Genomic DNA, 24,414 nt, shown 5'->3' on the forward strand with positions numbered 1-24,414 from the left:
TGGACAACCGTGGCAGAGAAGCTGAGCATCACCAAGGAGCGCACCGCCGAGCTCGTCGCCGAATTCGGCAAGGGTGTCAACGATTCGGGCAGCGCCGAGGTTCAGATCGCGATCCTCACCGAGCGCATCCGCAACCTCACCGAGCATCTGAAGACGCACAAGAAGGACAACCATTCCCGTCGCGGCCTCATGAAGCTCATCGGTCGCCGCCGCGGCCTTCTGAAGTACATCAAGGCCCGCAACATCGAAGAGTACCGCGCGCTCATCAAGAAACTTGGCATTCGCGACAACATCTAAGTCACCGCAGGGGCCCGCTTCGGCGGGCCTTTGTGCGATTTCAGCCTTTCACCAAGGGTTTTCGAAGCACGATAGCTTCTTACCGAATGCGGTCGGAGTCATAAGGATGGCTTCGCTCGCGGGGGTCCGCACAGGGCGGCCTCCCGAAGACGTTTCCCTGCAATAGGGCAGGGGAAGAAGAGAAGGATCTTCGTACATGAACAAAATCGTCGAATCATTCGAGCTGTACGGCAAGCAGTACCGCTTCGAGACGGGCGAGCTTGCCAAGCAGGCTTCCGGCGCCGTCCTGGTCACCCAGGGCGACACCACCGTGCTCGTGACGGCCGTCATCTCCAAGGAGGAAAAGGACTACGACTTCTTCCCCCTGACCGTCGACTACATCGAGAAGATGTACGCCGTGGGGCGCATCCCCGGCGGCTACCTCAAGCGCGAGGCGCGTCCCTCCGAGCGCGGCACGCTCAACGCGCGCATGATCGACCGCCCCATCCGTCCCGGCTTCGCCGACGGGTTCAAAAACGAGGTCCACGTGGTTGCCACCACGCTCGTGGCCGATCACGTGAACCCCATCGACACCATCTGCGTCCAGGGCGCGTCGGCCGCGCTCATGGTGGGTTCGGCCCCCTTCGACGGCCCGGCCGCCTGCGTGCGCGTCGCCCGCAACCCCGAAACCGGCGACTTCATCTGCAACCCCACCTATGAGGAGGAAGCCGCCTCCGACCTCGACCTGGTCATCGCCGGTACGCGCGACTACATCTCGATGATCGAGGCGGGCGGGGAGGAGATCTCCGAAGAGGATATGCTCGCCGCCATGTCGTTCGGTCAGACCGCCATCGCCGCGTTCTGCGACGCCCAGCAGCGCTTCTTGGACAAGTGCGAGATCGAGCAGGTCGAGTGGACCATCCGCAAGCCCGATGCGTCCATCGCCGAGCGCGTCGAGGCGTTCTACGACGAGATGTCCGCCGCGTTGAAAGACGCCGACAAGCATGCCCGCATGGACAAGGTCGCCGCGCTCAAGGCGCGCATCCTCGAAGAGCGCTTCACCGAAGAGGAGCGCGCTGCGTGGAAGTCCGACCTGGCCGCCGCGCTCAAGAAGCTCGAGAAGCACGCCATGCGCCGCATGATCATCGAGACCGGCGAGCGCGCCGACGGCCGTGCGGCCGACGAGATCCGCCCGCTGCACATCGTCGCGGGCTACCTTCCCCGCGTTCACGGCTCGGGCCTGTTCCAGCGCGGTCAGACCCAGGTGCTCTCCGTCGCCACGCTGGGCATGCTCAACGAATGGCAGCGCCTCGACACCATCGAGCCCGTCGAGGGCAAGCGCTACATGCACAACTACAACTTCCCGCCGTACTGCACGGGCGAGGTGGGCCGCATGGGCTCGCCCAAGCGCCGCGAGATCGGCCACGGCGCGCTGGCCGAGCGCGCGCTGATCCCCGTTCTGCCCTCCGAAGAGGAGTTCCCGTACTCGATACGCGTGGTCTCCGAGGTGCTGGAATCGAACGGCTCGTCGTCTATGGCCTCGACCTGCGGGTCCACCCTCGCGCTCATGGACGCCGGCGTGCCCATCAAGGCGCCCGTCTCCGGCATCGCCATGGGCCTCATCAAGGAAGACGACGGCGTGGTCATCCTGTCCGACATCCAGGGTCTCGAGGACTTCCTGGGCGACATGGACTTCAAGGTCACCGGAACCGAGAAGGGCATCACGGCGCTGCAGATGGACAACAAGGCCCGCGGCCTTTCGGTCGAGATCCTCGCCCGCGCGCTCGAGCAGGCCAAGCGCGGCCGCGCCTTCATCCTGGAGGGCATGTTGGCCACCATCGCGGCCCCGCGCGAGCAGCTTTCCGACTACGCTCCGCGCATCGAGACCATCCACATCCCGGTCGATAAGATCCGCGAGGTCATCGGCACGGGCGGCAAGGTCGTCCGCGGCATCCAGGAAGAGACCGGCGCTCAGATCGACATCCAGGAAGACGGCACCATCCATATCGCGGCGATCGAGGGCAAGGCCGGCGAGGCCGCCAAGGCCATGATCCTCGGCATCGTGAAGGAGCCCGAGGTGGGCGAGGTGTTCGAGGGCGAGGTCGTCGGCATCAAGGACTTCGGCGCCTTCATCAAGCTGACGCCGGCCAAAGACGGCCTGCTGCACATTTCGCGCGTGGCCAACGGCCGGGTGAATTCGGTCGAGGACGCGCTCAGCATGGGCGACATCATCAAGGTCCAGGTGCTCGAGATCGACCCCAAGACGGGCAAGATCTCGCTGGATCGCCTCGAGAAGCCCGACGCTCCCGAAGGTTCGGGCGCCGGCTCGCGCGATCGCTTCGACCGCGACGGGCGCGACAACCGTCCCGGGCGCAACAACCGTGCGGGCAATCGCACGCCGCGCCGCCACCACGAGGGCTAAACAGAATCGCGAACAGCGCGCCTGCGTCCGTACGCAGGCGCGTCGCACGTGTTTTCGACAGGCGGCGATCATCGATTCGCCGCCTGTTTTCATCTACTTATGGTAGGGTGGAGGGGTCAAGCCGAAGAAAAAGGAGCGCCCATGCCCACCATCCCCCGCGAAAAGCTCGATCCGCGCATCAAGAACATCTGGCGCATCAACGACCTGGTCGCTTCCCTCATCGTCGTCAATTTGCTGCTGCTGGTTCCCGCCGGGGTGCTGCGCCTCATCGCCGCCGCCGAGGCGGCGGAGGCCCTCGACGAGATCGCGCGCATGCTGACCGCGGCCGATATCGCGCTTTCCATCGCGGCGGTCGTCATGTTCGCCTTCATCATCCCGCCGATCCGCTACGCACGGTGGCGCTACGAGATAAGCGACGACTTCCTCGAGATCATGACGGGCATCATATGGAAGAAGCGCACCGTCATCCCCTTCATCCGCGTTCAGAACACCGATACGAAACAGGGTCCTCTGATGAGGATGTTCGGGCTCTCGAGCGTGACCGTCTCGACGGCGGCGGGGGAGCACGAGATTCCCGGCTTGGACGTTCAGGTGGCCGACGACCTGCGCAACCGTGCCGCCGAGCTTGCCCGCGTGGCGCGAGAGGACGTGTAGAACGTGTCCGAGGCTCCCGAAACCCCCACCCATTTCGCGACGGGCGAGATGTTCAAGGTCCATCATTCCTATCTGTGGCTGCGCTTCCTGTCGATCGCGTTCAGCCTGGTCGTCATCGCCGTCACATCGCTTCCGGGCATCGTTTCGGCGCTGGTCTCCGGCGGCCGGAGCGCCTTGCGGCTCTCCGTTTCGGGCCCTGAGATCGTCGCGGCGATCGTCGTGCTCGCGTTCGCGCTGGCCCTGGCGTTCGTCGTCAACGTGATGGAGTACAACCGGCTGCGCTACGGGTTCGACGAGGGAGAATTCTCCCTGCATTCGGGCATCGTGACGAAAAAGCGCGTGCATGTGCCCTATTCCAAGGTCCAATCGGTCAACCACACGGCGAGCATCCTGCAGCGCGTCGCCGGGGTGTGCACGCTGCAGATCGAGACGGCGGGCGGGGCGGCCAACAAGGGCGTGAAGGTTCCCTACATCTGCCTGGCCGATGCAGAGCGCATACGCGAAGAGCTGTTCTTGCGCAAGGCCCGCGCCCTGGGTGCGGTACCGTCCGCTTCCGGTGCTTCGAACCCCGTCGCCGCAGCTCCCGGCGCTCCGGGCTCGCCGGCTCGCCCCGCTGCGGTTCAGGGCGCCGGCGCGCCGAACGTTCTCGATCAGGCCACGAGCGACGTGAGCGACTGGCGCGGCGCATGGGGCGGGGGAGCCGTCGGGCTCGAGCCGGTGACGGCGGAGGGCTCCCTTTCGAACAAGCAGCTGCTCCTGTCGGTTCTCGCGAGCTCCGAACCCCAGGTGCTCGCCGTGATCCTGTGCACGGTCGTAGGCGCGGGCGCCGTTGCATCCTGGCTGGTCCATCCCGCATTCATGCTGATCGCCGTGGGCGTGTCCCTGCTGGCGCTGTTCGTCTGGGCCTGCATGCTCGTCGGGTTCGCAGCGCGCTTCGCGGGCTTCAAGATGCGCCGGCGCGGCTCGCGCATCGAGGTCGAGCACGGCTTGCTGCAACGGGTGTTCAGCAGCATCGAGGTCGAGCGCATCCAATCGGTGAACATCAGGCAGTCCTTCGTGCGGAAATGCTTCGGATACTGCGAGCTGTCCTTGGGACGCATCGACTCGGTTGATCTCGAGGAGGGATCGAAGGGCGTCTCGGCGATGTCTCCGGGCGTCCTGGTCGTCCATCCGTTCCTGAAGCTCTCCGACGCCTCGGTCCTTCTGGGAAGGCTGCTTCCCGAATTCGAGGCCTGCGTGGACCGCCCGGTTTCGCGCCGGGTTGCGCCCGTCGCCCTGCGCCGCGCCCTCATCCGCGACTGCATCTGGAAAAACGCCGGGTTCTACTTCGCCGTGGTCGCAGCCGTCTTGGCCCCGCTCTTCGGAGGCGCCGCCGCCCAGCTCCCCCTCGATGTTTTCGAGGTCGCGGCTTTGCGGGCGCTCGAGGTCGCCTGCTGGTTCGTTGTGGTGCTTGCCCTGGTCGCGATCGCTATCGCAGCGGTGAACGCGGTGGTATGGACGAAGGAGTCGGGCGTCGACTTCGGATCGGGCCGCATCGCGATCCTGTCGGGCGGCCTGCGCAGCTCGCTTACGGTCTGCCCGAAGCCCAAGGTGCAGGACCTGAGGCTCGAGTCGAACCCCTTCCAACGCGCGGCCGGGGTGGTCAGCGTGGTCGCCACGACGGCGGCCGGGGTGGGGCGCACCTCCGTGCGCTTGCGCGACCTGTCCGAGGAAGATGGATTTGCCGTGCTAAGCTGGTTCGCTGGCCGAGTGAAACCGAACTGAAACCTCCCATCCTGTAGAATCGAGCGCAGAGGCAACGTTGAAGCGAGGAAAGAGGCTCCGATGATCAAAGTCGCTGTCGCCGGGTATGCGGGACGAATGGGTTCGGCCGTGGTCGATGCGGTGGGGGCTGCCGACGATATGGTCGTAGCCTGCGGCATCGATCCGAACGCGCCCGATCGCGATTTCCCCGTGTTCGCCGCGATCGACGATGCCCTGTCGGCCGTCGACTTCGACGTGCTGGTCGACTTCACCCAGCCTTCCTCGGTCTATGCGAACCTCGCGGCCGCGCTTGCGCAGGGAAAAGACTGCGTGGTGGGGACCACGGGGCTTACCAACGACCAGCTCGAGGAGCTTTCGGCGAAAGCTGCGGCGGGCGCGTGTTTGTTCTATGCCCCCAACTTCACGACCGGCGCGGTCCTCATGATGCAGTTCGCCAAGGCCGCGGCTCCGTTTTTCCCCGAAGCCGAGGTCATCGAGTTCCATCACTGCAACAAAAAGGACGCCCCCTCCGGCACCGCGGTGCGCACGGCGCAGATGATCGCGGAGGCCCGGGATCGGCGCACCTCCCAGGCGCCGGGGCGCGAGACCGAGATGGAGGGCATGGAGGGCGCCCGCGGGGCCCTCGTCGACGGAGTGCCCGTCCATGCGGTGCGCTCGATGGGCTACGTCGCCTCTCAGGAGGTCGTCTTCGGCTCGATGGGCCAGACGCTCTCGATCCGTCACGACTCGTGGGACCGCACGTCCTACATGCCCGGCGTGCTGCTGGGCATCCGCAGCGTCGGCGCGCGCGCGGGCCTTATCGTCGGCCTTGAGAACTTTATGGGCTGATCCGCGTCGAAGCGGTCAGTTCCCGCAACGTCGAGCCATCAACCGTCGCCCATGATTGGAGAAGCCATGTCAGACTCACCGTTCGGTCGCCTCATCACCGCCATGATCACCCCGATGAAAGACGATCTCGATCTTGATCTGGACCGTATCGGGGATTTCGCCGATCGCCTCATCCGCGGGGGAAACGACTCGCTGTTGGTATGCGGGACCACGGGCGAGAGCCCGACGGTGTTCTACCCGCAGAAGATCGAGGTTATCAAGGCGGCGGTGAGCGCGGCCGACGGTCGCGTCCCCGTGATCGCCAATGTCGGGGACAACTGCACGGCCGACACGGTCGAGTTCGCACGCGAGGTGGAGAAGCTCGGCGTGGACGGGCTCATGTGCGTGGTTCCCTACTACAACAAGCCTCCCCAGGAGGGCCTCTACCGCCACTTCCGCACCATCGCCGAGTCGGTGGATTTGCCCGTCATCCTGTACAACATCCCCGGGCGCTGCGTTACGAACATGACCGCCGAGACCACGCTGCGTTTGGCGCACGACGTCGGCAACATCGTCGCCGTCAAGGAGGCGTCGGGGGACATGGCGCAGGTCGAGGCCATCTGCGCGGGCGCGCCCTCTGGTTTCTGGGTGTATTCCGGAGACGATTCGGCAACTTATGACATCATGAAGCGCGGAGGCTACGGGGTTATCTCTACAATAGGCAACATCGCCCCCGACCGCATGAGCCGCATCGTCGAGCTGTGCGCGGCAGGGGAGTGGGAGCGCGCGAAGGAGGAAAACGACGCGCTGCTTCCGCTTATGGAGGGCCTGTTCGAGACGACCAACCCCATTCTGGTGAAGGAAGCGCTGAAGCTCTCGGGGTATCCCGTGGGCGGTGTGCGCCTTCCCTTGGTGGATGCCACGCCCGAGCAGAGCGAACGGCTCGCGCGCCTTATGCGCGAGGTCGGCGTTTTGTAGAGGGCGCGCCCAACCGGGCTTGAAGCACCGTCGGGTGCAATGAGATAGAAAGGCCGCACAAGGCGGCGAAGATCCCTCCCGCGAGGGAGGGCGACGAAAAAGAGAGGTCCGAAACGGGGCTTCTCTTTTCGTGCGTTGATCAACGGAGTAACTTATGGAGCAAAACGAGAAGAAGCCGCGTCGCACGAAGGCGGCTGCGTCGGGCGAGGCCAAGCGCAAGGCGCCCTCATCCGAAGCGACCCGCGAGGGCGCCGCGACCAAGACCGCGCGCAAGCCGCGCACGTCGCGCAATTCGAACAACAAGACCGCGAAGGCCGCTGTGGCCAAGCGCGCGACGGCGCGCGCCAAAGGCGCCGATCAGCTGAAGAGCCGCACCCCCAAGCGGACGGGCTCGACCGACAAGAACCCGCGCTCGACGATGAAGATCATCCCTCTGGGCGGGCTCGACGCCATCGGCAAGAACATGACCGTGTTCGAGTGCGACGGCGACATGATCCTCGACGACGCCGGGTTGATGTTTCCCGATGACGACCATCCGGGAATCGACCTCATCCTGCCCGACTACACCTACGTGCTGGAAAACGCGCATCGCTTGAAGGGCATCTTCATAACGCACGGCCACGAAGACCACACCGGCTCGCTGCCGTACCTGTACAAGGACCTCGACCGGCCGGTTCCGATCTACGGCACCAAGCTCACGCTGGGCCTCATCGAGGGCAAGTTCGCCGAGCACCGCATCAAAAACGCCAAGCTCGTCGAGATCAAGCCGGGCGATCGCGTGAAGCTCGGCTGCATCGAGGCGGAGTTCTTCGCCGTGAACCACTCCATCCCCGGTTCGGTGGGCATCTTCTACCAGACGCCTGCGGGCAACGTCTTGCACACGGGCGACTTCAAGCTTGACCAGTCGCCGGTAGACGGGGTCCATACCGATTTCGCCGCGCTGTCGCGCTACAACGAGATCGGCGTCGACCTCATGCTGTCGGACTCCACCAACTCGATGAACAACACGTTCACGCCGTCCGAATCCGAGGTGGGCAAAGCGCTCATGCCCATCATCGCGCAGGCGAAGGGCCGCGTCATCGTCGCTTCGTTCGCAAGCCATATCCACCGCCTCCAGCAGATCTGCGACGCGGCGGTCGCCAACGGGCGCAAGGTGGTCGTCACGGGCCGTTCGATGATCCAGAACACCGAGATCGCGCGTCGCCTGGGATACCTCAAGATCAACGACGAGGATCTGGTGGACGCCTACGACCTCAAGGGCATTCCGCCCGAGAAGATCGTCGTGATGTGCACCGGTTCGCAGGGCGAGCCCCTCTCGGCGCTCTCGCGCATCGCGGGCGGCAGCCATAAGACGGTCAGCATCGAGGAAGGCGACACGGTCATCATCTCGGCGACCCCGGTTCCCGGCAACGAGAAGGCCGTCACGCGCATCGTGAACATGCTGGCCAAGATCGGCGCCGACGTGTACGACAAGCGCCGCGCGCTCGTGCACGTTTCGGGGCATGCGAGCGCCGAGGAGCTCAAGATCGTCCTGAGCATCGTGCGCCCGGTCCATTTCATGCCGGTGCACGGCGAGGCCACCCATCTGCGCGCCCACGCCAAGCTGGCCGAGGCCACGGGGGTCGACCCCAAAAACATCTTCATCCTCGAGAACGGGGAGAGCCTCGAGCTCACCTCGCGCGGGGTCAAGTTCGGAGAAACCGTCCAGAGCGGCGTCGTCTTCGTCGACGGACTGTCGGTTGGGGATACCTCGCAGGTGGTCTTGGACGACCGGTCCCAGCTCGCTTCCCAGGGATTCGCCGCGGTCGCCGCCGCCGTGTCGTACAAGGGCAAGAGGATCTGCGGGGACGTTCTCGTCGAGATGCGCGGCATCACCGGCGGCGACGACCCGTACCTGGTCGAAGAGGCGGTGCGCCGTGTTGCGGCGTCGCTGAAAAAGCAGCTCGAGCAGGGCGGGAAAGACACCGAGCTCAAGCGCGCCGCGCGCGACTCGCTTTCGTCGGTTCTGTGGGAGCGCACCAAGCAGCGCCCCATGGTCGTTACGAGCATTTTGGATATTTAAGCTGCTGAAACGGTGTTATTGCCGTACCATTGCCCTCGAGAACGCAGCATAAACGATCACATCGAAGGAGACGGGCGTGGCGAAACCGTCGTCGCTTAAGAGAACCAGCAAACCGGCTTCGCGCCCGAAGGCGCGCGCCGCGGCACCCCAGGAGAAGGCGGCCCGCAAAGCGGCCGCCTCTTCGCGCGCACGGGCGCCCGAACCCCAACAGGCCCCGGTCTTGGAGGAGCGGGCGCGCCGCGACATCGCGGGCATCTCGTTCATCGTGCTGGGCGTGGCCTTCCTCCTGATAGCGCTCGTTCCCGGTTCGGCGGTCGTGACCTCGGCGCTGTCCACGGTCATCAAGCTGCTCGTCGGCGTGGGATCCTATCTTCTGCCCCTGCTCCTGTTCGTGGTGGGTGCGTGCTTCCTCGTGCGCATCGACAACGGCAGGGTCCCGGCGCGTCTCGCGATCGGGCTGGGGATCATCTTCTTCGCGCTGCTCGTGATCCTCTCGCTGTTCACGCCCTACCTGGCTTCCGACGGCGCCGTTCCCAGCCTGATGTTCGACGAGAACCAGCTGAAGGCCCGAGGCGGGTATTTCGGAGCGGGCTTCGCCTGGGTCGGCCTCAACTTCCTGGGCTTTCCTGTCTCGCTCGTCATCATGGTGGGCGTGGTGCTCATCGGCCTGGCCGTGATCGGCCTGTCCGCCTCGCGCCTCGTCGAGCGCGTCCGCGAGAAGGGCCGTTCGCTGCGCTCCGGCGAAGACGACGACGCGGTCGTGCCCGCAGCGCCCTTCGGCGCTCCCCGTCCCGCCGCACCTCCGGCCGACGACCAGCCCACGCGCGCGCTCGACCGATCCTCGGCCGAGGCGGAGCGCGGCCAGACGGTTCCCGTACCCGATTCCCGCGCCTTGCTTGAGCAGGCGCTGGGAAGCAGGCGCCAGGGCTCTTCGGGCAGGGCGTCCACGGGGGCGCTCACGCGCCGGCTCGGCCAAACCGAGGACCAGGCGGCGCCTGCGAAGCCCTCGGCGAAGAAGGCGCCCGCAGCCGGACCCGTGCCCGGTCCGAAGCCCCAGGACGGATTCGAGCTCCCCGCGATGGATCTTCTGAAGGTCAGCAAGAAGACCAAGAAGTCCCAGGCGTTCGCCGCAGAGCTGGCCGACACCGCCGCGCGCCTGCAGGGAACGCTCGAGGACTTCGGCATCATGGCCACGGTGGTCGACTGGATCGCCGGCCCGACGGTCACCCTGTTCGAGGTCGACCTCCCCGCAGGCGTGCGCGTCAACCGCATCACGAACCTCGGCGACGACATCGCCCTCGCGCTCGCTGCGCCGGGCGTGCGCATCTTCGCGCCCATCCCCGGCACGCACTACGTGGGCATCGAAGTCCCCAACATCACCCGCGAGAACGTCTTGCTGGGCGACATCCTCAAAGAGGCCAAGGGCGGCCCGCTCGAGATGGCGATAGGCAAAGACGTCGAAGGGCGGCCCATCGTGTCCGACCTGGCCAAGATGCCTCACCTGCTCATCGGCGGCACCACCGGTTCGGGCAAGTCGGTGGGCATCAACTCCATGATCATGTCCATGCTCATGCGCGCGACCCCCTCCGAAGTCCGCTTCATCATGATCGACCCCAAGCGCGTCGAGTTCACGCCCTACAACGGCATCCCGCACCTCTACGTGCCCGTGGTGACCGAACCCAAGGAGGCGGCCAGCGCCCTTTCCTGGGGGGTGGCCGAGATGGAGCGCCGACTGAAGGTGTTCTCCAAGGTGGGCGCGCGCAACATCGGGCAGTACAACGACAAGGTGCAGTCGGGCCAGATCGACGCGGAGGAGTTCGAGGAGCTTCCCTACATCGTCATCATCATCGACGAGCTCGCCGACCTCATGATGAACGTCGGCAAGGAAGTGGAGTTCTCCATCAGCCGCATCGCCCAGCTCGCCCGAGCCGCCGGCATCCACCTCATCGTGGCCACGCAGCGCCCTTCCGCCAACGTGGTGACGGGTCTCATCAAGGCGAACATCACCAACCGCATGTCGTTCAACGTCGCTTCGGGCCTCGACAGCCGCGTCATCCTCGACACGGCCGGCGCCGAGAGCCTCATCGGCAACGGCGACCTGCTGCTGTCCAAGCCCGAGTTCGCCAAGCCCGTCCGCATCCAGGGCTGCTACGTGGGAGAAGACGAGATCTCGTCGGTGGTCGAGGCGATCAAGGCCCAGGGCGAGCCCGAGTACCACAACGACATCCTCAAGACCAACCTCATCACGCTCGGCGCGTCCCAGCCCGACGGATCCGGCGGTTCGGTTGAAGATGACGACCCTCTGATCTGGGAGGCGGCCGAGATCGTGGTGGCAACCGGCATGGGCTCCACCTCGAATATCCAGCGCAAGCTGAAAGTTGGCTATTCGCGCGCCGGACGTATAATGGACATGCTCGAGGAAAAGGGCGTCGTCGGCCCCGCGAACGGCAGCAAACCGCGCGACGTGCTGGTCGATGCCATGGAGCTCGAAACCCTCAAGGCGTTCGAGCAGAACGACTAGGCTGAGAAGGAGCGTTAACCGTGTCGAAGAAATCTTCCGGAGCCGTGCTGCGCGAAGCGCGACGCGCGCGAGCGCCAGGGGCTCGACCTCGCCACCGTGGCCCGCCGTCTGCGCATCCGCGCCGACATCCTGCGCTCCATCGAGAGCGGCGACTTTTCGGTCATGCCCCCGCGCGGCTACACGCGCAACATGGTCAACGCCTATGCGCGCCTTCTGGGCCTGAATCCCACCGACATCGTCAACCAGTACCTCGAAGAGGCCTATGCCAACCAGGTCGAACGTGCGCGCAGCTCGTCGTCGGGCCGCAGGTTCGACATGAGTTCGCCCGAAAGCCGCCGCTCGTCGCGGCGCGCGCGCAGGGACGACGACGGGTTTTCGGCCGAGCCCGAGCGCCATCGCAGCGCCCTGGGACGCGACCTGTACGACGACCGTACCGAGTTCGCGCGGGCCGACTACGGCCTGAACGGCACGGTTCGCCGCACCCGGCGCAGCGCTCCGGAATACGACGACGATTACGGGTTCCCCGCTTCGCGCTCGCGCACGCCGCGCGCGACGAACCACAAGGCGGTCCCCAATTCGTACACCAACCTGGTGTCCAGCCCCGCCGTCCAGGGCGCGCTCCATTCGCGCCTTCCGTTCATCATCGGCGGCGTCGTTGCGCTCGCGGTGATCATAATCATCCTGGTCATGCTGTTCGGGCACAAGCCCGCATCGACGGCTGCGGTGGATACGCTGCCGGTCACGGGCATCAGCGACACGACCGGCAGCTCGGAGGAGGCGTCGAGTACGACCGCGCCTGCGGCGACCCCCACCGAGACGGCGCCGACCAGCGCGTCGGTCACCTACGCGGTCGAGGGGGCCGGTCAGGCCTGCTACGTCGAGATCTACGTCGATGACAAGCTCGAGAACGCCCAGACGCTCATCGGGCCGACGTCCCAGAACGTATCGGTTACGGGCAAGTGGGTCATCACCACCTGGGCGGCCGACGCCCTCAAGCTCACGGTCGACGGCAAGGAGGTCACCCTCGCCTCCGACGCGAACTACAACGGCATGTACTCCTATACCGTGAACTTCCCCCAGATCCTCGAGGAATGGAACAAGGCGCACGGCATCGCGACCTCGTCGTCTTCCACCGGCTCTTCGTCAGGCTCGTCGGCTGCGGCGGGCACGAGCGCCCAGGGCTCCTCGACGGGAGGGACGTCGTCTGCGCAATCTTCGGCGAACGGCGGCTCGTCGGCCTCTTCGACCCCGGCAAACGGGTCGGTTGCGGCGGTGGTCCAGCAGAATTCGGCGGGCGCCCAGGCGCCGGCCTCCAACTAGCTTTCAGAGAGAGGTTTGTTTCCATGGCAAAGGAATCCAGTTTCGACATCGTGTCCACGGTCGATATCCAGGAGGTCGATAACGCCTTCCAGCAGGCCAAAAAGGAGCTGGCTCAGCGCTACGACCTCAAAGACTCGGGCGCGACGATCGCGTTTGACAAAGGCGGCAAGACCATGACGGTCCACGCCCCCAGCGACTTCGTCGCCGGCCAGGTGATCGACGTTGTTTCATCCAAACTGGTCAAGCGGGGGATCGACCTCGCTGCGGTCAAATGGGGCGCACCCCAGGCCGCCGCGGGCTCGACCGTGGTGAGGACCGCCTCCATCGTCGAAGGGATCGACAAGGAGACCGCGGGGCGCATCAACAAGGACATCAAAGCCGAGAAGTTCAAGGCCAAGGTGACCATCGACGGAGACAAGCTGCGCGTCAGCTCGGCGTCGCGCGATGTGCTGCAAGACGTGATCGCCTTCGTCAAGTCGAAGGACTACGGTCAGCCCCTCCAGTTCAACAACTACCGCTAGGTCCGTTTTCGCATGCAGCTTTCACAACGTATGGCAACGGCCAAATCCGTCTCGTTCATCACCATGGGATGCGCGAAAAACGAGGTGGATACTTCCCGTATGCGCTCCCACCTGCTTAAAGCGGGCTATTCCGTCTCCGAGGACCCCGAAGCGGCCGATGCCGTCATCGTGAACACCTGCTCGTTCATCCAGGCGGCGACCGAGGAGAGCATCGAGGCGATCCTCGAGGTGGCGGATTTCGACAGCGTCCGAAGCGGCCGGGCCCATCTCGTGGTATCGGGCTGCATGCCCGCCCGATACGGAGACGAGCTCGCCTCCGAGATCACGGAGGCCGGCGCCTTCGTGCCGTGCTCCAAGGAAGACGATATCGTCGCGGTGATGGACGGCTTGTTCGGTCTGGACCGGGCAGAGCTCGGCTACCTCGACGCCGCATCCGGCGTCGTGCTCGATCCCGCCCCGGTGTCCTCTTACGTCAAGATATCGGACGGCTGCAACCGCTTCTGCTCGTTCTGCTCGATTCCCTACATCCGCGGCCGCTACCGCAGTTTCGAGTACGGCGAGATCGAGGCGCAGGTCGACGACCTCGTGCGGCGCGGGTCGCGCGAGATCGTGCTGATCGCCCAGGACACCGGCCGGTGGGGCGACGACTTCGAAGAGCCTCGGACCCTCGCGCAGCTCGTATCCGACCTCGCCGATCGCTTTCCCGATATCTGGCTGCGGCTGATGTACATCCAGCCCGAGGGCGTGACCGACGAGCTCATCGAGGCCATCGCGTCGCACGACAATGTATGCGATTACTTCGACATACCGTTTCAGCACGTCAATCCGCGGTTGCTCAAGCTCATGCGGCGCAAGGGGTCGATCGGGGAGTTCGATCGGCTCGTGCAGCGCATTCGGGCGCGCATTCCGGATGCCGCGCTGCGCACGACGTTCATCGCGGGTTTTCCCGGCGAGACCGAAGAGGAGTTCGAGGAGCTGCTGGATTACGTGTCCGAGTGCGACCTGGACTACATCGGGGTCTTCCCGTATTCGCGCGAGGAGGGCACCCACGCGTTCGAGCTTCCCGGCCAGATCGACGAGGACGAGAAGCACGATCGAGCCCAGCGCCTGCGCGAGCTCGCCGACGCGGTGTGCTCCGCCCGCATCTCCTCGCGCGTGGGAAGCAGGCGCAGGGTGCTCGTGTGCGGGGAAGAGGAAGACGGCCAGGTCTTCGGCCGGGCCATGTGCCAGGCTCCCGACGTCGACGGCGTGACCTACCTCGATGAGGGGAATCCGGGCGACGTCGTCGAGGCGCTCATCGAGGAAACGCTGCTCTACGAGATGGAAGGGAGCGTGTCGCCGTGCAACGACGCCCAGTAGCGAAGGCCCCGCAGGTAAGCCCCGAGGCCGTGCTCACGCCCGCCAACGTCGTAACCGTGGTGAGGATCGCGCTCGTTCCGGTGTTCGTGCTGGTCCTGCTCAGCCCCTGGCCGGAGTGGCTCAACGTGGCCGCCGTCACCGCCGATACCCAGCGCCTGCTCGCAGCCGGCGTGTTCATCGTCATCTCGGCCACCGACTGGCTCGACGGGTACCTCGCGCGCAGCCGTAACGAGGTGACGAATTTCGGCAAGTTCATGGATCCGCTCGCCGACAAGATCCTCGTCGCCGCGGCGCTTCTCGCCCTGATCGAGCTCGACGCCCTGCCGACCTGGGTGGTCCTCATCATCCTCACGCGGGAGTTCATCGTGTCGGGCGTGCGGATGATGGCCGCCAGCGAAGGGGTCGTCATCGCGGCCAGCTACATCGGCAAGTTCAAAACCGTTTTCCAGATGGTCGCGATCGTGCTGTTCACCGTGCAGGATTCCGATCTCATCCGATTCGTGTCGAGCGCGCTTTCCGACAGCATGTGGTGCATAAGCTGGGTGGTCATGATCGTCGCCCTGATCCTTACCGTCGGGTCGATGATCGACTACGTCGCCAAAGCGCGCGACATCATCGGCCTGTCGTCGTTTCACCGCAAAAAGAACCGCAGGGGAGACGACGAGGCCGTTCCCGCGAGCATCGAAGAGCTGGCCTCGTCCATCGTCGAGCACGCGCGCCTTCAGGGCCGCACCGTCGGGACGGCGGAGAGCTTGACGGGCGGTTTGATCGCAGGCGCGCTGACGTCGGTTCCCGGTTCGTCGGCGGTGGTCAAAGGATCGGTGGTGAGCTACGTCGACGAGGTGAAGCACGCGGTGCTCGGGGTCGAGGAGCGCGTGCTGGAAACCGACGGCGCCGTTTCGCGCCGCTGCGCCGAGCAGATGGCGCAGGGCGCGCGCGAGCAGCTGGGCGCGAACCTGGCGGTGTCGGTCACCGGCATCGCGGGTCCCACCGGCGCCGAGCCCGGCAAGCCCGTGGGAACCGTCTGGATGGGTCTTGCCTCCGACAAGGGAGTGAAAAGCTTCGAGTTCCATTTCCAGGGCGATCGGGACGAGGTGCGCGAACAGACCGTCGCCGCTGCGCTCTCGGCTCTTCTGGGCAAGCTGAGGGAAACGGCCTAAGCGGCATCGCCCGAGGGGCCCTTCGACTCGATGCGGGCTTTCCTGTCGGGAAAACCCGCGTTCCGGCCGGCTTTCGGTTGGGAAGCGCGCAGCGCGCGGATCGGTCCGTGCGGGCTTTTCGGCGCATTTCCGTCTGACTTTCGTTGGCTGGTTGTCGGACTCTTCCTTCAAACTTACGGCACAAGGTCGATTGCGATATTGACACAAACAAATGTTCGAGTAATAATGATCGCCGTGTTGCGAAGAGAAGGTGTGCATATGAGCGAAGAAAAAGAGAAGATGGTCAAGCTGACCACCGACCAGATCGAGTCGAAGTTCGGCAAACACGCCATCATGAAGCTGGGGGAAAGCGAGAAGGACCTCACGCTCGGGGCGATTCCCACGGGCGCTCTGCCCTTGGACGCCGCGCTGGGCATCGGGGGCGTGCCGCGCGGGCGCATCGTGGAGGTCTACGGCCCTGAATCCAGCGGCAAGACCACGCTCGCCCTGCAGATACTCGCCGAGGCCCAGGCGCTGGGCGGCATCGTGGCGTTCATCGACGCCGAGCACGCGCTCGATCCCGTGTACGCCGCGCGTCTGGGGGTCGACGTCGACGAGCTGCTCATCGCGCAGCCCGACACCGGCGAGCAGGCGCTCGAGATCTGCGATATGCTCGTTCGCTCGGGTGCCATCGACTGCGTGGTCGTCGACTCGGTCGCCGCGCTCGTCCCGCGCGCAGAGATCGAAGGCGAGATAGGCGATTCTACGGTGGGCCTTCAGGCAAGGCTGATGTCCCAGGCGCTCAGAAAGCTCGCCGGATCGCTTTCCAAGTCCAACACCACGTGCATCTTCATCAACCAGCTGCGCGAGAAGATCGGCGTCATGTTCGGGAGCCCCGAAACCACGCCGGGCGGTCGCGCCCTCAAGTTCTTCTCCAGCGTCCGCATCGACATACGCCGCATCGAGACCATCAAGAAGGGCAGCGATGTGGTCGGCAACCACGTTAGGGCCAAGGTCGTCAAGAACAAGGTGGCACCGCCTTTCAGGCAGGCCGAGTTCGACATCATGTACGGGGAGGGCATATCGAAGGAGGGCTGCGTCCTCGATATGGCGGTCGAGGCCGGCGTGGCCAAGAAGAGCGGGGCTTGGTACACCTACGGCGAGGAGCGCTTGGGCCAGGGCCGCGAGGCGGCGAAGGAAACGCTGCGGGCCAACCCCGAACTGCGCGACGAGATCGAGACCAAGGTGCGCGTTTCGTTCGACATTCCTGTCATCACGGCGAGCGAGGACTCCGCAAGCGAGATGAAGCCCCAGCCGAAGCCCGCTAAGAAGCGCTAGCCATGATGAAGCGCGACGTCGTCGAGTCCATGCAGAGGCGCATGGACTCGATCATCGCCGACCGAGCCGGTGCAGCGGAAGCCTCCGACAAGGCGCCCGACGCCCCGTCTGCCGCCGACGCGTTCGCCCGGCTGTTCCGCATAGTGTCCAACCGGGATCGGTCGGAACGCGATGCGCGCCGGCGCCTCTCCGATGCGGGTTTTTCGGAAGAGGACGTCGATCGGGCTGTGGAGAGGGCCCGCAACGCCGGCATCCTCGACGACCTGAGGTTCGCCGATCTCCTTATTCGGAGCCGCATATCCCAGGGCAGGGGGCGTGCGGGAATCGAGCGCGAGCTAGCTGACCAGGGCATCGACGTCGATGCCGTCTCCGGTTGGCCCGACGAGTACTTCGATGACGGCCGAAGCGAACTCGAGCGCGCTCTGTCCCTGCTGGATCGGAAACCTCCCACCGCCAAGAACAAGCGCGAGGCCGCGTATCGGAGGCTCGTGGGAAAAGGGTTTTCCAGCAGCGTGGCATCGGAGGCGGCGCGCACGTTCGCTTTTTCCCAATTGCGGGAAGATTAGCCGAAACGCCCGTCTTTCAGCTTCCGAAAACGCTCATTTACCAGTATCATGTAGCAACATGAGATTATTTGCCCTTAACGGGTTTTTGAATATCTAACCTAATAGATCATCACCTTAAGAGCATCTAACTCTCTTGGCGACCCTTGGTCGCACCCTAAATGACTATGAATTCAGACGAACAGCGGGAGGGTTGAGATGTTTGCTACTACCACTATCTTCGTAGCGGTAATCTGCATCGCAGCCGGCCTTGCCCTTGGTTTCTTGGTTTCGCGCCAGTTGGCCGCGGCTGCCCAGAAGCGACAAGAGCAGGAGGCCGAAGATATCGTCGCGGGCGCGAAGCGCCAGGCGGAAACGATCAAGCTGCAGGCAGAGACCTTTAAGCGCCAGGTTGAGGTCGAGGCGAAAGACGAGGCGCTGAAGCTTCGAGCCGAAATCGAGCAGGAGCGCAAGGAGCGTCAAAGCGAGGTGCGCGCCGCAGAGAACCGTGTTGCGCAGCGCGAAGAGTCGCTTGACCGCCGTACCGAGTCGCTCGACAGCCGCGAGCATCAGCTTTCATCGATGCAGGGCCAGGTTGAAAAGCGCCAGCGCGATCTGGAGGCCGCAGAGGCCGAGGTGGGAAAGCGCCTCGTGGCCGTTGCCGGTATGACGCCTGACGAGGCGAAAGAGGAGCTCCTCGATTCCCTTCGCGACGAGGTCGCCCACGAAAGCGCGGCCATCATCCGCGATTCGGAGTCGCGCACCAAGGCGGAAGCCGACAAGCGCGCGCGCAACATCCTCAGCCTCGCGATCCAGCGCTTGGCCGCCGACCACACGGTGGAGAACACGGTTTCCACGATCCATATCCCTTCAGACGAGCTCAAAGGCCGCATCATCGGTCGCGAAGGCCGCAGCATCCGTGCGTTCGAGCAGCTCACCGGAACGAACCTCATCATCGACGACACCCCCGAGTGCGTCACCATCTCGTGCTTCGAGCCGGTTCGCCGCGAGATCGGCAAGGTCACGATGGAAAACCTCATCGCCGACGGCCGCATCCACCCCGCGCGTATCGAGGAGATGCACAACAAGGCCGAGGCCCTGGTGAACCAGCGCGTTCGCGAAGCGGGCGAGCAGGCGGTGTTCGACGTGGGGATCCACGATCTGCATCCCGAGCTCGTGAAGACCCTGGGCAAGCTGCGCTACCGTACGTCGTACGGGCAAAACGTGCTGAACCACTCGCTCGAGGTGTCGTACCTGTGCGGGATGATGGCTTCCGAGCTGGGGCTCGATCCCATCCCTGCCCGCCGCGCGGGCCTTCTGCACGACGTCGGCAAGGCGATCGACCGAGAGCTCGAAGGCAGCCATGCCGTTCTCGGCGCCGACCTCGCCCGCCGTTTCGGCGAGAAAGAGCATATCGTCCATGCGATCGAGGCCCATCACAACGACGTTGAGCCCAACAGCGTCCTCGACGTGCTGGTGCAAGCCGCCGACGCCGTGTCGGCCGCACGTCCGGGCGCGCGCAAGGAGACGCTCGACGCCTACGTCAAGCGCCTCGAGAAGCTCGAGGAGATCGCAAGCTCCTACGACGGCGTCGAGCGCACCTACGCCATCCAGGCGGGACGCGAAGTGCGCGTCATGGTCGAGCCGGAAAAAGTCGACGAAGCGAAGACGGTCGTCCTCGCGCACGACATCGCAAGCCGCATCGAAAACGAGCTGCAGTACCCCGGCCAGGTCAAAGTTGTCGTGATCAGGGAGTCGCGCGCGATCGGCCTCGCCAAGTAACATGGACGGCGATTCCCTCATCGGTTTCGTAGAGCGCGTTTCAGGCGATGCCCACCTCCGAGTCGAAGAAGACCTCGGAGGTGGGTTCGTTCGTTTGAGGACTTCCGAAGCCGAACGGCGCCAAGCGGTTCAGGACATACGGTCGTCCGAAGACATCGTCATCGAGCTTCTGCGCAACGCGCGCGACGCGCACGCCTCCCAGATCTTCGTCGCCTCGTCCAAGGAGGGCGACGCGCGCTCGTTCACGGTCGTCGACGACGGGGACGGCATACCGCCCTCGATGCATCGGCGCGTGTTCGATTCGCGCGTGACTTCCAAGCTCGATACCTCCCATCTCGACAAATGGGGGATACACGGACGGGGTATGGCGCTGTTTTCCATATCCGAGAACGCCGAGCGCGCCTTCGTCCAGGATTCGCTTCCCGGCCTGGGGACATCCATCAGGGTCGTGACCGATCTGAAAAAGGTCGGCGAGCGAAAGGACCAGTCCACGCTTCCCCGGTTCATCAAGGGGGAGGGGAGCGAGGTTGCGGTCAGGGGTCCCCGAAACATCGCGCGATGCTGCTTCGAGTTCGCGATCGAAGCCCGCAACTCCTGCCGGGTGAGGCTCGGCTCTCCGACCGAGGTCGCCGCGGCCCTGTACGAGCACGGATGCGCCTCGCTTTCCGAACTCGATCGCATGTTCTGCGCCGATCCCTCCAAGCTGCCGCTTGCAAAGCGCCTCGCAACTGCGCAGGACCCCGCCGATTTCGCCTCTTTGGCGGCGGGGCTGGGTTTGGATATCTCGCCGCGCTCGGCGCGCCGTATCCTCGACGGGGATATCGATCCCGCACCTGATCTGCTCGAAGCCGTTGTCATAGAGCCTGCGGACGGCCCGGCGAAACCCAAGGGGGGTTCTCGTCGGCCGCATGCGGCCTGCGGGCCGTCTCCGTCGTTCGATCGGGCCGACGTCGATTCGCTGAAGCGATCGACCTTGCGAGCGTTTGCCGGGTTCGCGGACAAATACTACCTGTCAGACGACGTCGAGCCCTCCGTTCGCATCGAGCGCGGCCGTGTGGTGGTGTCCGTCCCGCTCGTTGTGCGAGACGACGTTCCCTAACGTTCGGGAACCGCGGCGCCATGCGCGTCCTTCCGGTTCGTTCGTCTGGATCTCATGTGCTCCATGAGCCGTTTTAACCGAGATGTGCGGCAAGTTACGGTAAAATATAAAGGCTGTACACAGACAAACCTAAACCGACGCAAACGCACGAGCAAACCTAAGGTAACCGCACTATGCCATTTGATGAGATGCAGGCCGGAAGCTGCCTGAAAGTTTCTTCGAAGTCGTCCCCGGCTTCGGTGGCCGGCGCCATAGCCGGGATGGTGAAAGACGGCGTTCCCGTCGAAATGCAGGCCGTCGGGGCAGGCGCTGTGAACCAGGCCGTCAAGGCCATCGCCATTTCGCGCGGTTTCCTCTCGCCCATCGGCATCGAGGTAGCCTGCATTCCCTCGTTCGCCGACATCGTCATCGACAACGAGTACCGAACCGCCATACATTTCTCGATCGTCGCGCAATCGGTGCGCGGCGTCACCGACGTGGTTGCGGACTAGCGCCGATACCGCCTGCTCCGCCGACCGTTACGCGAGGTTCCTTCCATGATCTTTTCCCAAGCTCCCTTTATGGACCTGAAGTTCCATGTCCAAACCTACGGCTGCCAGATGAACAAGCACGATTCCGAGCGCGTCTACGGCATGCTGGAGAGCATGGGCGCCGAATCGGTCGATTCCATCGAAGACGCCGATGTGGTGGTCTTCATGACCTGCTGCGTGAGGGAAGCCGCCGATACGCGCCTGTTCGGCCAGGTCGCCTCGATGAAGAACCTCCCCGTGAGGACGGGCTCCCCGCTGGATCAGCGCCTGGTCGCCGTGGGCGGATGCATCGGCCAGCGCGACGGAGAGAAGCTGTTCGACGACCTTCCGAACCTCAACGTCGTTTTCGGGACGCAGAACCTCTCGTCGCTGCCCGCGCTGCTCATGGACGCGTACGGGCAGGGGGGCAAGCGCGCCGAAGTGCTGGAGGCCTCGTCGGAGTTCTCCTCCGAGCTTCCCACCGATCGCGAGCATTCCTGGGCGGCGTGGCTTCCCATCACCGTGGGCTGCGATAACTTCTGCACGTACTGCATCGTCCCCCATGTTCGCGGGCGCGAGCGCTCCCGTTCGATCGAGGACATCGTCAAGGAAGCCGAAGGCTACGTGGCCTCGGGCGTGCGCGAGATCACCCTGCTCGGGCAAAACGTCAATTCCTACGGGCGCGACCTGTACGGAGAGCCTCGGTTCGCAGAGGTCCTCGAAGCGGTGGCTGCGACGGGCATCGAGCGCCTGCGGTTCGCCACGAGCCATCCCAAAGACCTCACCGACGAGGTCATCGCCCTGTTCGGCAAGCTTCCCTGCCTGATGCCGTATCTGCACCTGCCCGCGCAGTCGGGTTCGAACGATGTCTTGAAGCGCATGAACCGCAAGTACACGGTGGAGCATTATCGTCAGCTCATCGACAAGGTCCGCGCGGTTCGCCCCGACATTGCCTTGTCCACCGACATCATCGTGGGCTTCCCGGGGGAGACGGCGGAAGACTTCGAGGCGACGTTCGATCTCGTTTCCAGCGTCGGCTACAGCCAGGTATTCACCTTCATCTACTCAAAGCGCGAGGGCACGCCTGCTGCGAAATGGGACGACGAGACGCCCCGTTCGGTCATCCAAGAGCGCTTCGACCGTTTGGTCGAGGCCGTTCAGAAAAGCGCCTTCGACGCCAACCAGGTCGACCTCGGCGCCGAGGTCGAGGTTCTGGTGGAGGGAACCTCGAAGCGCGACGATTCGGTCCTGGTGGGGAAGAGCCCCAAAAACCAGACGGTTCATGCGCCCATCCCCGAGGGTATCTGCGCTTCCGACCTCATCGGGAACATGGTGACGGTGCGCGTCGACGAGGCGCGCACGTGGTATCTGCGCGGCACCGTGACCGAGGTGAGCGAAGCGGTCCGCTGATCGAACGGGAGGCTGCCCTATGGGTGACAAGCGCGTCGTCTGCATCGTCGGACCGACGGGGTCGGGCAAGTCGTCGCTTGCACAGGCGCTGTGCGTTTCCGTGGGCGGGGAAGTGGTCAGCGCCGATTCCATGCAGGTGTACCGCGGTATGGACATCGGGACGGGCAAGGTGCCCGCCTCCGAGCGCGTCGTGGCCCATCACTGCCTCGATCTGATCGATCCGGGCCAACCCTATTCCGCGGCACTGTTCCAGCGGGATGCGCGCGCGGCCATCGGCGGAATCGAAGAGCTCGGCAACATCCCCGTCCTTTGCGGGGGAACCGGCTTCTACGTCCGCGCGGCCATCGACGATTACGAGTTTCCCGACGGAGAGCAGGTGGGAAACCCCGTGCGCGACCGCTACCTCGAGGTGTTCCGCTCGATTGGCGCCCATGGCCTGTGGGAAGAGCTGCAGCGGGTCGATCCCGAAAGCGCGTCGATCATCCCCGAAAACGACGTCAAGCGCGTTGTGAGGGCCTTCGAGCTCATTGCGGACGGCACGTCGTACGCGCGCCAGAAAGAGAAGCTGGCCTCGATACCGCAGAAGCTTCCCGCAGCGATGTTCGGGCTGCGGGTGACCCCTGCCGTTTTGAGGGAGCGCATCGATCTCCGAGTCGACCAGATGGTCGAAGAGGGCCTGGTGGGCGAGGTCGAGCATCTTCTCGACCAGGGTTTTCGCGAGGGCATAACCGCGCCTCAGGCTATCGGCTACAAAGAGATCGTCGAGCATCTCGAGGGCCGCTCGACGTTAGACGACGCGCTCGAGCAGATCAAGGTGGCGACGCATCGGTACGCCAAGCGCCAACGCACCTGGTTCAACCGCGACAACCGGATCTTATGGATCGATTACGATTCCATGAATAGGGACGCTGCCTGCGAGTTCATATCCGATCGGCTTGATACACTTGCGGTGAACGACTAGATCGAGAAAGGGCCGCCATGAAACTGCATTTCGCGAAACTCCACGGAGCGGGGAACGACTTCGTCATGATCGACGATCGGGATAGGTCCATCGACCTTTCGCCCGATCAGGTCGCCTTCCTGTGCGATCGCCACTTCGGCATCGGCGCCGATGGCGTGATCTTGGTGCGGCCGGGCGAAACCGAGGGCGCTTCCGCTTTCATGCACTACATCAACGCCGATGGCACGCTCGCCCAGATGTGCGGCAACGGTGTTCGCTGCACGGCGAAATGGGCCGTCGATCGCGGCCTGGTCGACTCTTCGGCTTCGGCAACCGTCATCGACACGCTCTCGGGTCCCAAGCCCATCGAGTTCGCGCGCGACGAACGGGGCTTGATGCGCGCCGCAACGGTCGATATGGGAGCACCCATCCTCGAGCCGAGCCAGGTGCCCACGGTGCTCGCGGCGACGGGGGCCACAGAGGACGGACGCTCGTTCGTGGGCGATGTCACGTTGAAATCGCCCTTCGGGAATTTCAGGTTCACGTGCGTTTCCATGGGAAACCCCCATGCGGTCGCCTTCATCGAGGACTGGGAGGCCCTGTACGACGCCGCCTTCACCGATCCCGGGAACAAATCCCTCGCAACGCTGGACGTTGACAAAGTCGGCGCCTTCTTCGAGCCCCATGCGGCCTTCCCCGAGAAAGCCAACATCGAATTCGTCAGCATCGAGGCCGATCATCTGGCTATGCGCGTGTATGAGCGCGGGGTGGCGGAGACCCTTGCATGCGGAACGGGCGCCTGCGCGGTGGGCGTTGCGGCGTTCATCACCGGTCGATCGGGCCGCGTGAACGACGTGAGGCTTTTGGGCGGAACGCTCCATATCGAATACGCCGAGGACGGGCGCGTTCGCATGACGGGACCTGCCGCCCAGGTGTTCGAGGGCGATATCGAGCTGTAGGGTTCCAGGTTC

The 24,414-nt window shown here is 64.6% G+C and carries 19 protein-coding genes and 1 pseudogene; all 20 read left to right on the forward strand.

Annotated elements, in window-relative coordinates; translation table 11 throughout:
* Positions 1 to 9: 9 nt before the first annotated feature.
* The 20 genes and pseudogenes from rpsO to dapF all read left to right on the forward strand — a co-directional run bounded on the left by rpsO (position 10) and on the right by dapF (position 24,402).
* Complete coding sequence (rpsO, locus tag JI75_RS03915) at positions 10 to 297, forward strand: 30S ribosomal protein S15 (RefSeq protein WP_082019742.1); 288 nt, start codon at positions 10 to 12, stop codon at positions 295 to 297.
* A 196-nt stretch (positions 298 to 493) separates the two neighbouring features.
* Positions 494 to 2,698, forward strand: coding sequence for a polyribonucleotide nucleotidyltransferase (locus tag JI75_RS03920; RefSeq protein ID WP_039688921.1), 2,205 nt, complete (start codon positions 494 to 496; stop codon positions 2,696 to 2,698).
* A 141-nt stretch (positions 2,699 to 2,839) separates the two neighbouring features.
* Positions 2,840 to 3,352, forward strand: coding sequence for a PH domain-containing protein (locus JI75_RS03925; RefSeq protein ID WP_039688923.1), 513 nt, complete (start codon positions 2,840 to 2,842; stop codon positions 3,350 to 3,352).
* A 3-nt stretch (positions 3,353 to 3,355) separates the two neighbouring features.
* The gene (locus tag JI75_RS03930; RefSeq protein ID WP_039688925.1) at positions 3,356 to 5,116 is read left to right on the forward strand and encodes a PH domain-containing protein; all 1,761 of its coding nucleotides are present in this window, start codon (positions 3,356 to 3,358) and stop codon (positions 5,114 to 5,116) included.
* Between the two features lie 60 nt (positions 5,117 to 5,176).
* The gene (dapB, locus tag JI75_RS03935) at positions 5,177 to 5,944 is read left to right on the forward strand and encodes a 4-hydroxy-tetrahydrodipicolinate reductase (protein ID WP_039688927.1); all 768 of its coding nucleotides are present in this window, start codon (positions 5,177 to 5,179) and stop codon (positions 5,942 to 5,944) included.
* Positions 5,945 to 6,010: 66 nt separating this feature from the next.
* Positions 6,011 to 6,901: a 4-hydroxy-tetrahydrodipicolinate synthase gene (gene dapA, locus JI75_RS03940; protein ID WP_039688929.1), complete on the forward strand. Its 891-nt coding sequence runs from the start codon at positions 6,011 to 6,013 to the stop codon at positions 6,899 to 6,901.
* Between the two features lie 154 nt (positions 6,902 to 7,055).
* Positions 7,056 to 8,963, forward strand: coding sequence for an RNase J family beta-CASP ribonuclease (locus JI75_RS03945; RefSeq protein ID WP_082019743.1), 1,908 nt, complete (start codon positions 7,056 to 7,058; stop codon positions 8,961 to 8,963).
* A gap of 76 nt (positions 8,964 to 9,039) precedes the next feature.
* Entirely contained in the window at positions 9,040 to 11,484 is a 2,445-nt protein-coding gene (locus JI75_RS03950) for an FtsK/SpoIIIE family DNA translocase (RefSeq protein ID WP_039688931.1), read from the forward strand.
* 69 nt (positions 11,485 to 11,553) lie between these two features.
* A pseudogene (locus JI75_RS03955) lies at positions 11,554 to 12,804 on the forward strand (helix-turn-helix domain-containing protein); the annotation flags it as partial.
* Positions 12,805 to 12,827: 23 nt separating this feature from the next.
* Positions 12,828 to 13,325 (forward strand): YajQ family cyclic di-GMP-binding protein, encoded by a 498-nt coding sequence (locus JI75_RS03960; RefSeq protein ID WP_039688934.1) that lies wholly within the window; start codon positions 12,828 to 12,830, stop codon positions 13,323 to 13,325.
* A 30-nt stretch (positions 13,326 to 13,355) separates the two neighbouring features.
* Positions 13,356 to 14,684 (forward strand): 30S ribosomal protein S12 methylthiotransferase RimO, encoded by a 1,329-nt coding sequence (rimO, locus tag JI75_RS03965; protein WP_240993221.1) that lies wholly within the window; start codon positions 13,356 to 13,358, stop codon positions 14,682 to 14,684.
* Positions 14,666 to 15,844, forward strand: coding sequence for a CDP-diacylglycerol--glycerol-3-phosphate 3-phosphatidyltransferase (gene pgsA / locus JI75_RS03970; RefSeq protein WP_052241571.1), 1,179 nt, complete (start codon positions 14,666 to 14,668; stop codon positions 15,842 to 15,844). The genes rimO and pgsA overlap by 19 nt, the downstream gene beginning before the upstream one ends.
* A gap of 258 nt (positions 15,845 to 16,102) precedes the next feature.
* Positions 16,103 to 17,161 (forward strand): recombinase RecA, encoded by a 1,059-nt coding sequence (gene recA / locus JI75_RS03975; protein WP_039688940.1) that lies wholly within the window; start codon positions 16,103 to 16,105, stop codon positions 17,159 to 17,161.
* A gap of 2 nt (positions 17,162 to 17,163) precedes the next feature.
* Positions 17,164 to 17,727 carry a regulatory protein RecX gene (locus tag JI75_RS03980; protein WP_052241572.1) on the forward strand — a complete coding sequence of 188 codons (564 nt, stop codon included), beginning with the start codon at positions 17,164 to 17,166 and terminating at the stop codon, positions 17,725 to 17,727.
* 195 nt (positions 17,728 to 17,922) lie between these two features.
* On the forward strand, positions 17,923 to 19,485 hold the full coding sequence (gene rny / locus JI75_RS03985; RefSeq protein ID WP_052241573.1) for a ribonuclease Y: 1,563 nt from the start codon (positions 17,923 to 17,925) through the stop codon (positions 19,483 to 19,485).
* A 94-nt stretch (positions 19,486 to 19,579) separates the two neighbouring features.
* Positions 19,580 to 20,584 carry an ATP-binding protein gene (locus tag JI75_RS03990; protein WP_240993222.1) on the forward strand — a complete coding sequence of 335 codons (1,005 nt, stop codon included), beginning with the start codon at positions 19,580 to 19,582 and terminating at the stop codon, positions 20,582 to 20,584.
* Positions 20,585 to 20,757: 173 nt separating this feature from the next.
* Positions 20,758 to 21,075 (forward strand): stage V sporulation protein S, encoded by a 318-nt coding sequence (locus JI75_RS03995; RefSeq protein ID WP_039688944.1) that lies wholly within the window; start codon positions 20,758 to 20,760, stop codon positions 21,073 to 21,075.
* Positions 21,076 to 21,120: 45 nt separating this feature from the next.
* Positions 21,121 to 22,503, forward strand: a complete 1,383-nt coding sequence (miaB, locus tag JI75_RS04000; protein WP_052241574.1) for a tRNA (N6-isopentenyl adenosine(37)-C2)-methylthiotransferase MiaB — start codon at positions 21,121 to 21,123, stop codon at positions 22,501 to 22,503.
* A gap of 19 nt (positions 22,504 to 22,522) precedes the next feature.
* Positions 22,523 to 23,464: a tRNA (adenosine(37)-N6)-dimethylallyltransferase MiaA gene (gene miaA / locus JI75_RS04005; protein WP_039688946.1), complete on the forward strand. Its 942-nt coding sequence runs from the start codon at positions 22,523 to 22,525 to the stop codon at positions 23,462 to 23,464.
* Between the two features lie 17 nt (positions 23,465 to 23,481).
* The gene (dapF, locus tag JI75_RS04010) at positions 23,482 to 24,402 is read left to right on the forward strand and encodes a diaminopimelate epimerase (protein WP_039688948.1); all 921 of its coding nucleotides are present in this window, start codon (positions 23,482 to 23,484) and stop codon (positions 24,400 to 24,402) included.
* Positions 24,403 to 24,414: the final 12 nt, after the last annotated feature.

Source organism: Berryella intestinalis (assembly GCF_000814825.1).
Classification (GTDB): Bacteria; Actinomycetota; Coriobacteriia; order Coriobacteriales; family Eggerthellaceae; genus Berryella; species Berryella intestinalis.

Coding starts and splice junctions, on each gene's coding strand:
- JI75_RS03920 (WP_039688921.1), top strand. CDS start 494: ATGAACAAAATCGTCGAATCATTCGAGCTGTACGGCAAGCAGTACCGC.
- JI75_RS03925 (WP_039688923.1), top strand. CDS start 2,840: ATGCCCACCATCCCCCGCGAAAAGCTCGATCCGCGCATCAAGAACATC.
- dapB (WP_039688927.1), top strand. CDS start 5,177: ATGATCAAAGTCGCTGTCGCCGGGTATGCGGGACGAATGGGTTCGGCC.
- dapA (WP_039688929.1), top strand. CDS start 6,011: ATGTCAGACTCACCGTTCGGTCGCCTCATCACCGCCATGATCACCCCG.
- JI75_RS03945 (WP_082019743.1), top strand. CDS start 7,056: ATGGAGCAAAACGAGAAGAAGCCGCGTCGCACGAAGGCGGCTGCGTCG.
- JI75_RS03960 (WP_039688934.1), top strand. CDS start 12,828: ATGGCAAAGGAATCCAGTTTCGACATCGTGTCCACGGTCGATATCCAG.
- rimO (WP_240993221.1), top strand. CDS start 13,356: ATGGCAACGGCCAAATCCGTCTCGTTCATCACCATGGGATGCGCGAAA.
- recA (WP_039688940.1), top strand. CDS start 16,103: ATGAGCGAAGAAAAAGAGAAGATGGTCAAGCTGACCACCGACCAGATC.
- JI75_RS03980 (WP_052241572.1), top strand. CDS start 17,164: ATGATGAAGCGCGACGTCGTCGAGTCCATGCAGAGGCGCATGGACTCG.
- rny (WP_052241573.1), top strand. CDS start 17,923: ATGTTTGCTACTACCACTATCTTCGTAGCGGTAATCTGCATCGCAGCC.
- JI75_RS03995 (WP_039688944.1), top strand. CDS start 20,758: ATGCCATTTGATGAGATGCAGGCCGGAAGCTGCCTGAAAGTTTCTTCG.
- miaB (WP_052241574.1), top strand. CDS start 21,121: ATGATCTTTTCCCAAGCTCCCTTTATGGACCTGAAGTTCCATGTCCAA.
- miaA (WP_039688946.1), top strand. CDS start 22,523: ATGGGTGACAAGCGCGTCGTCTGCATCGTCGGACCGACGGGGTCGGGC.
- dapF (WP_039688948.1), top strand. CDS start 23,482: ATGAAACTGCATTTCGCGAAACTCCACGGAGCGGGGAACGACTTCGTC.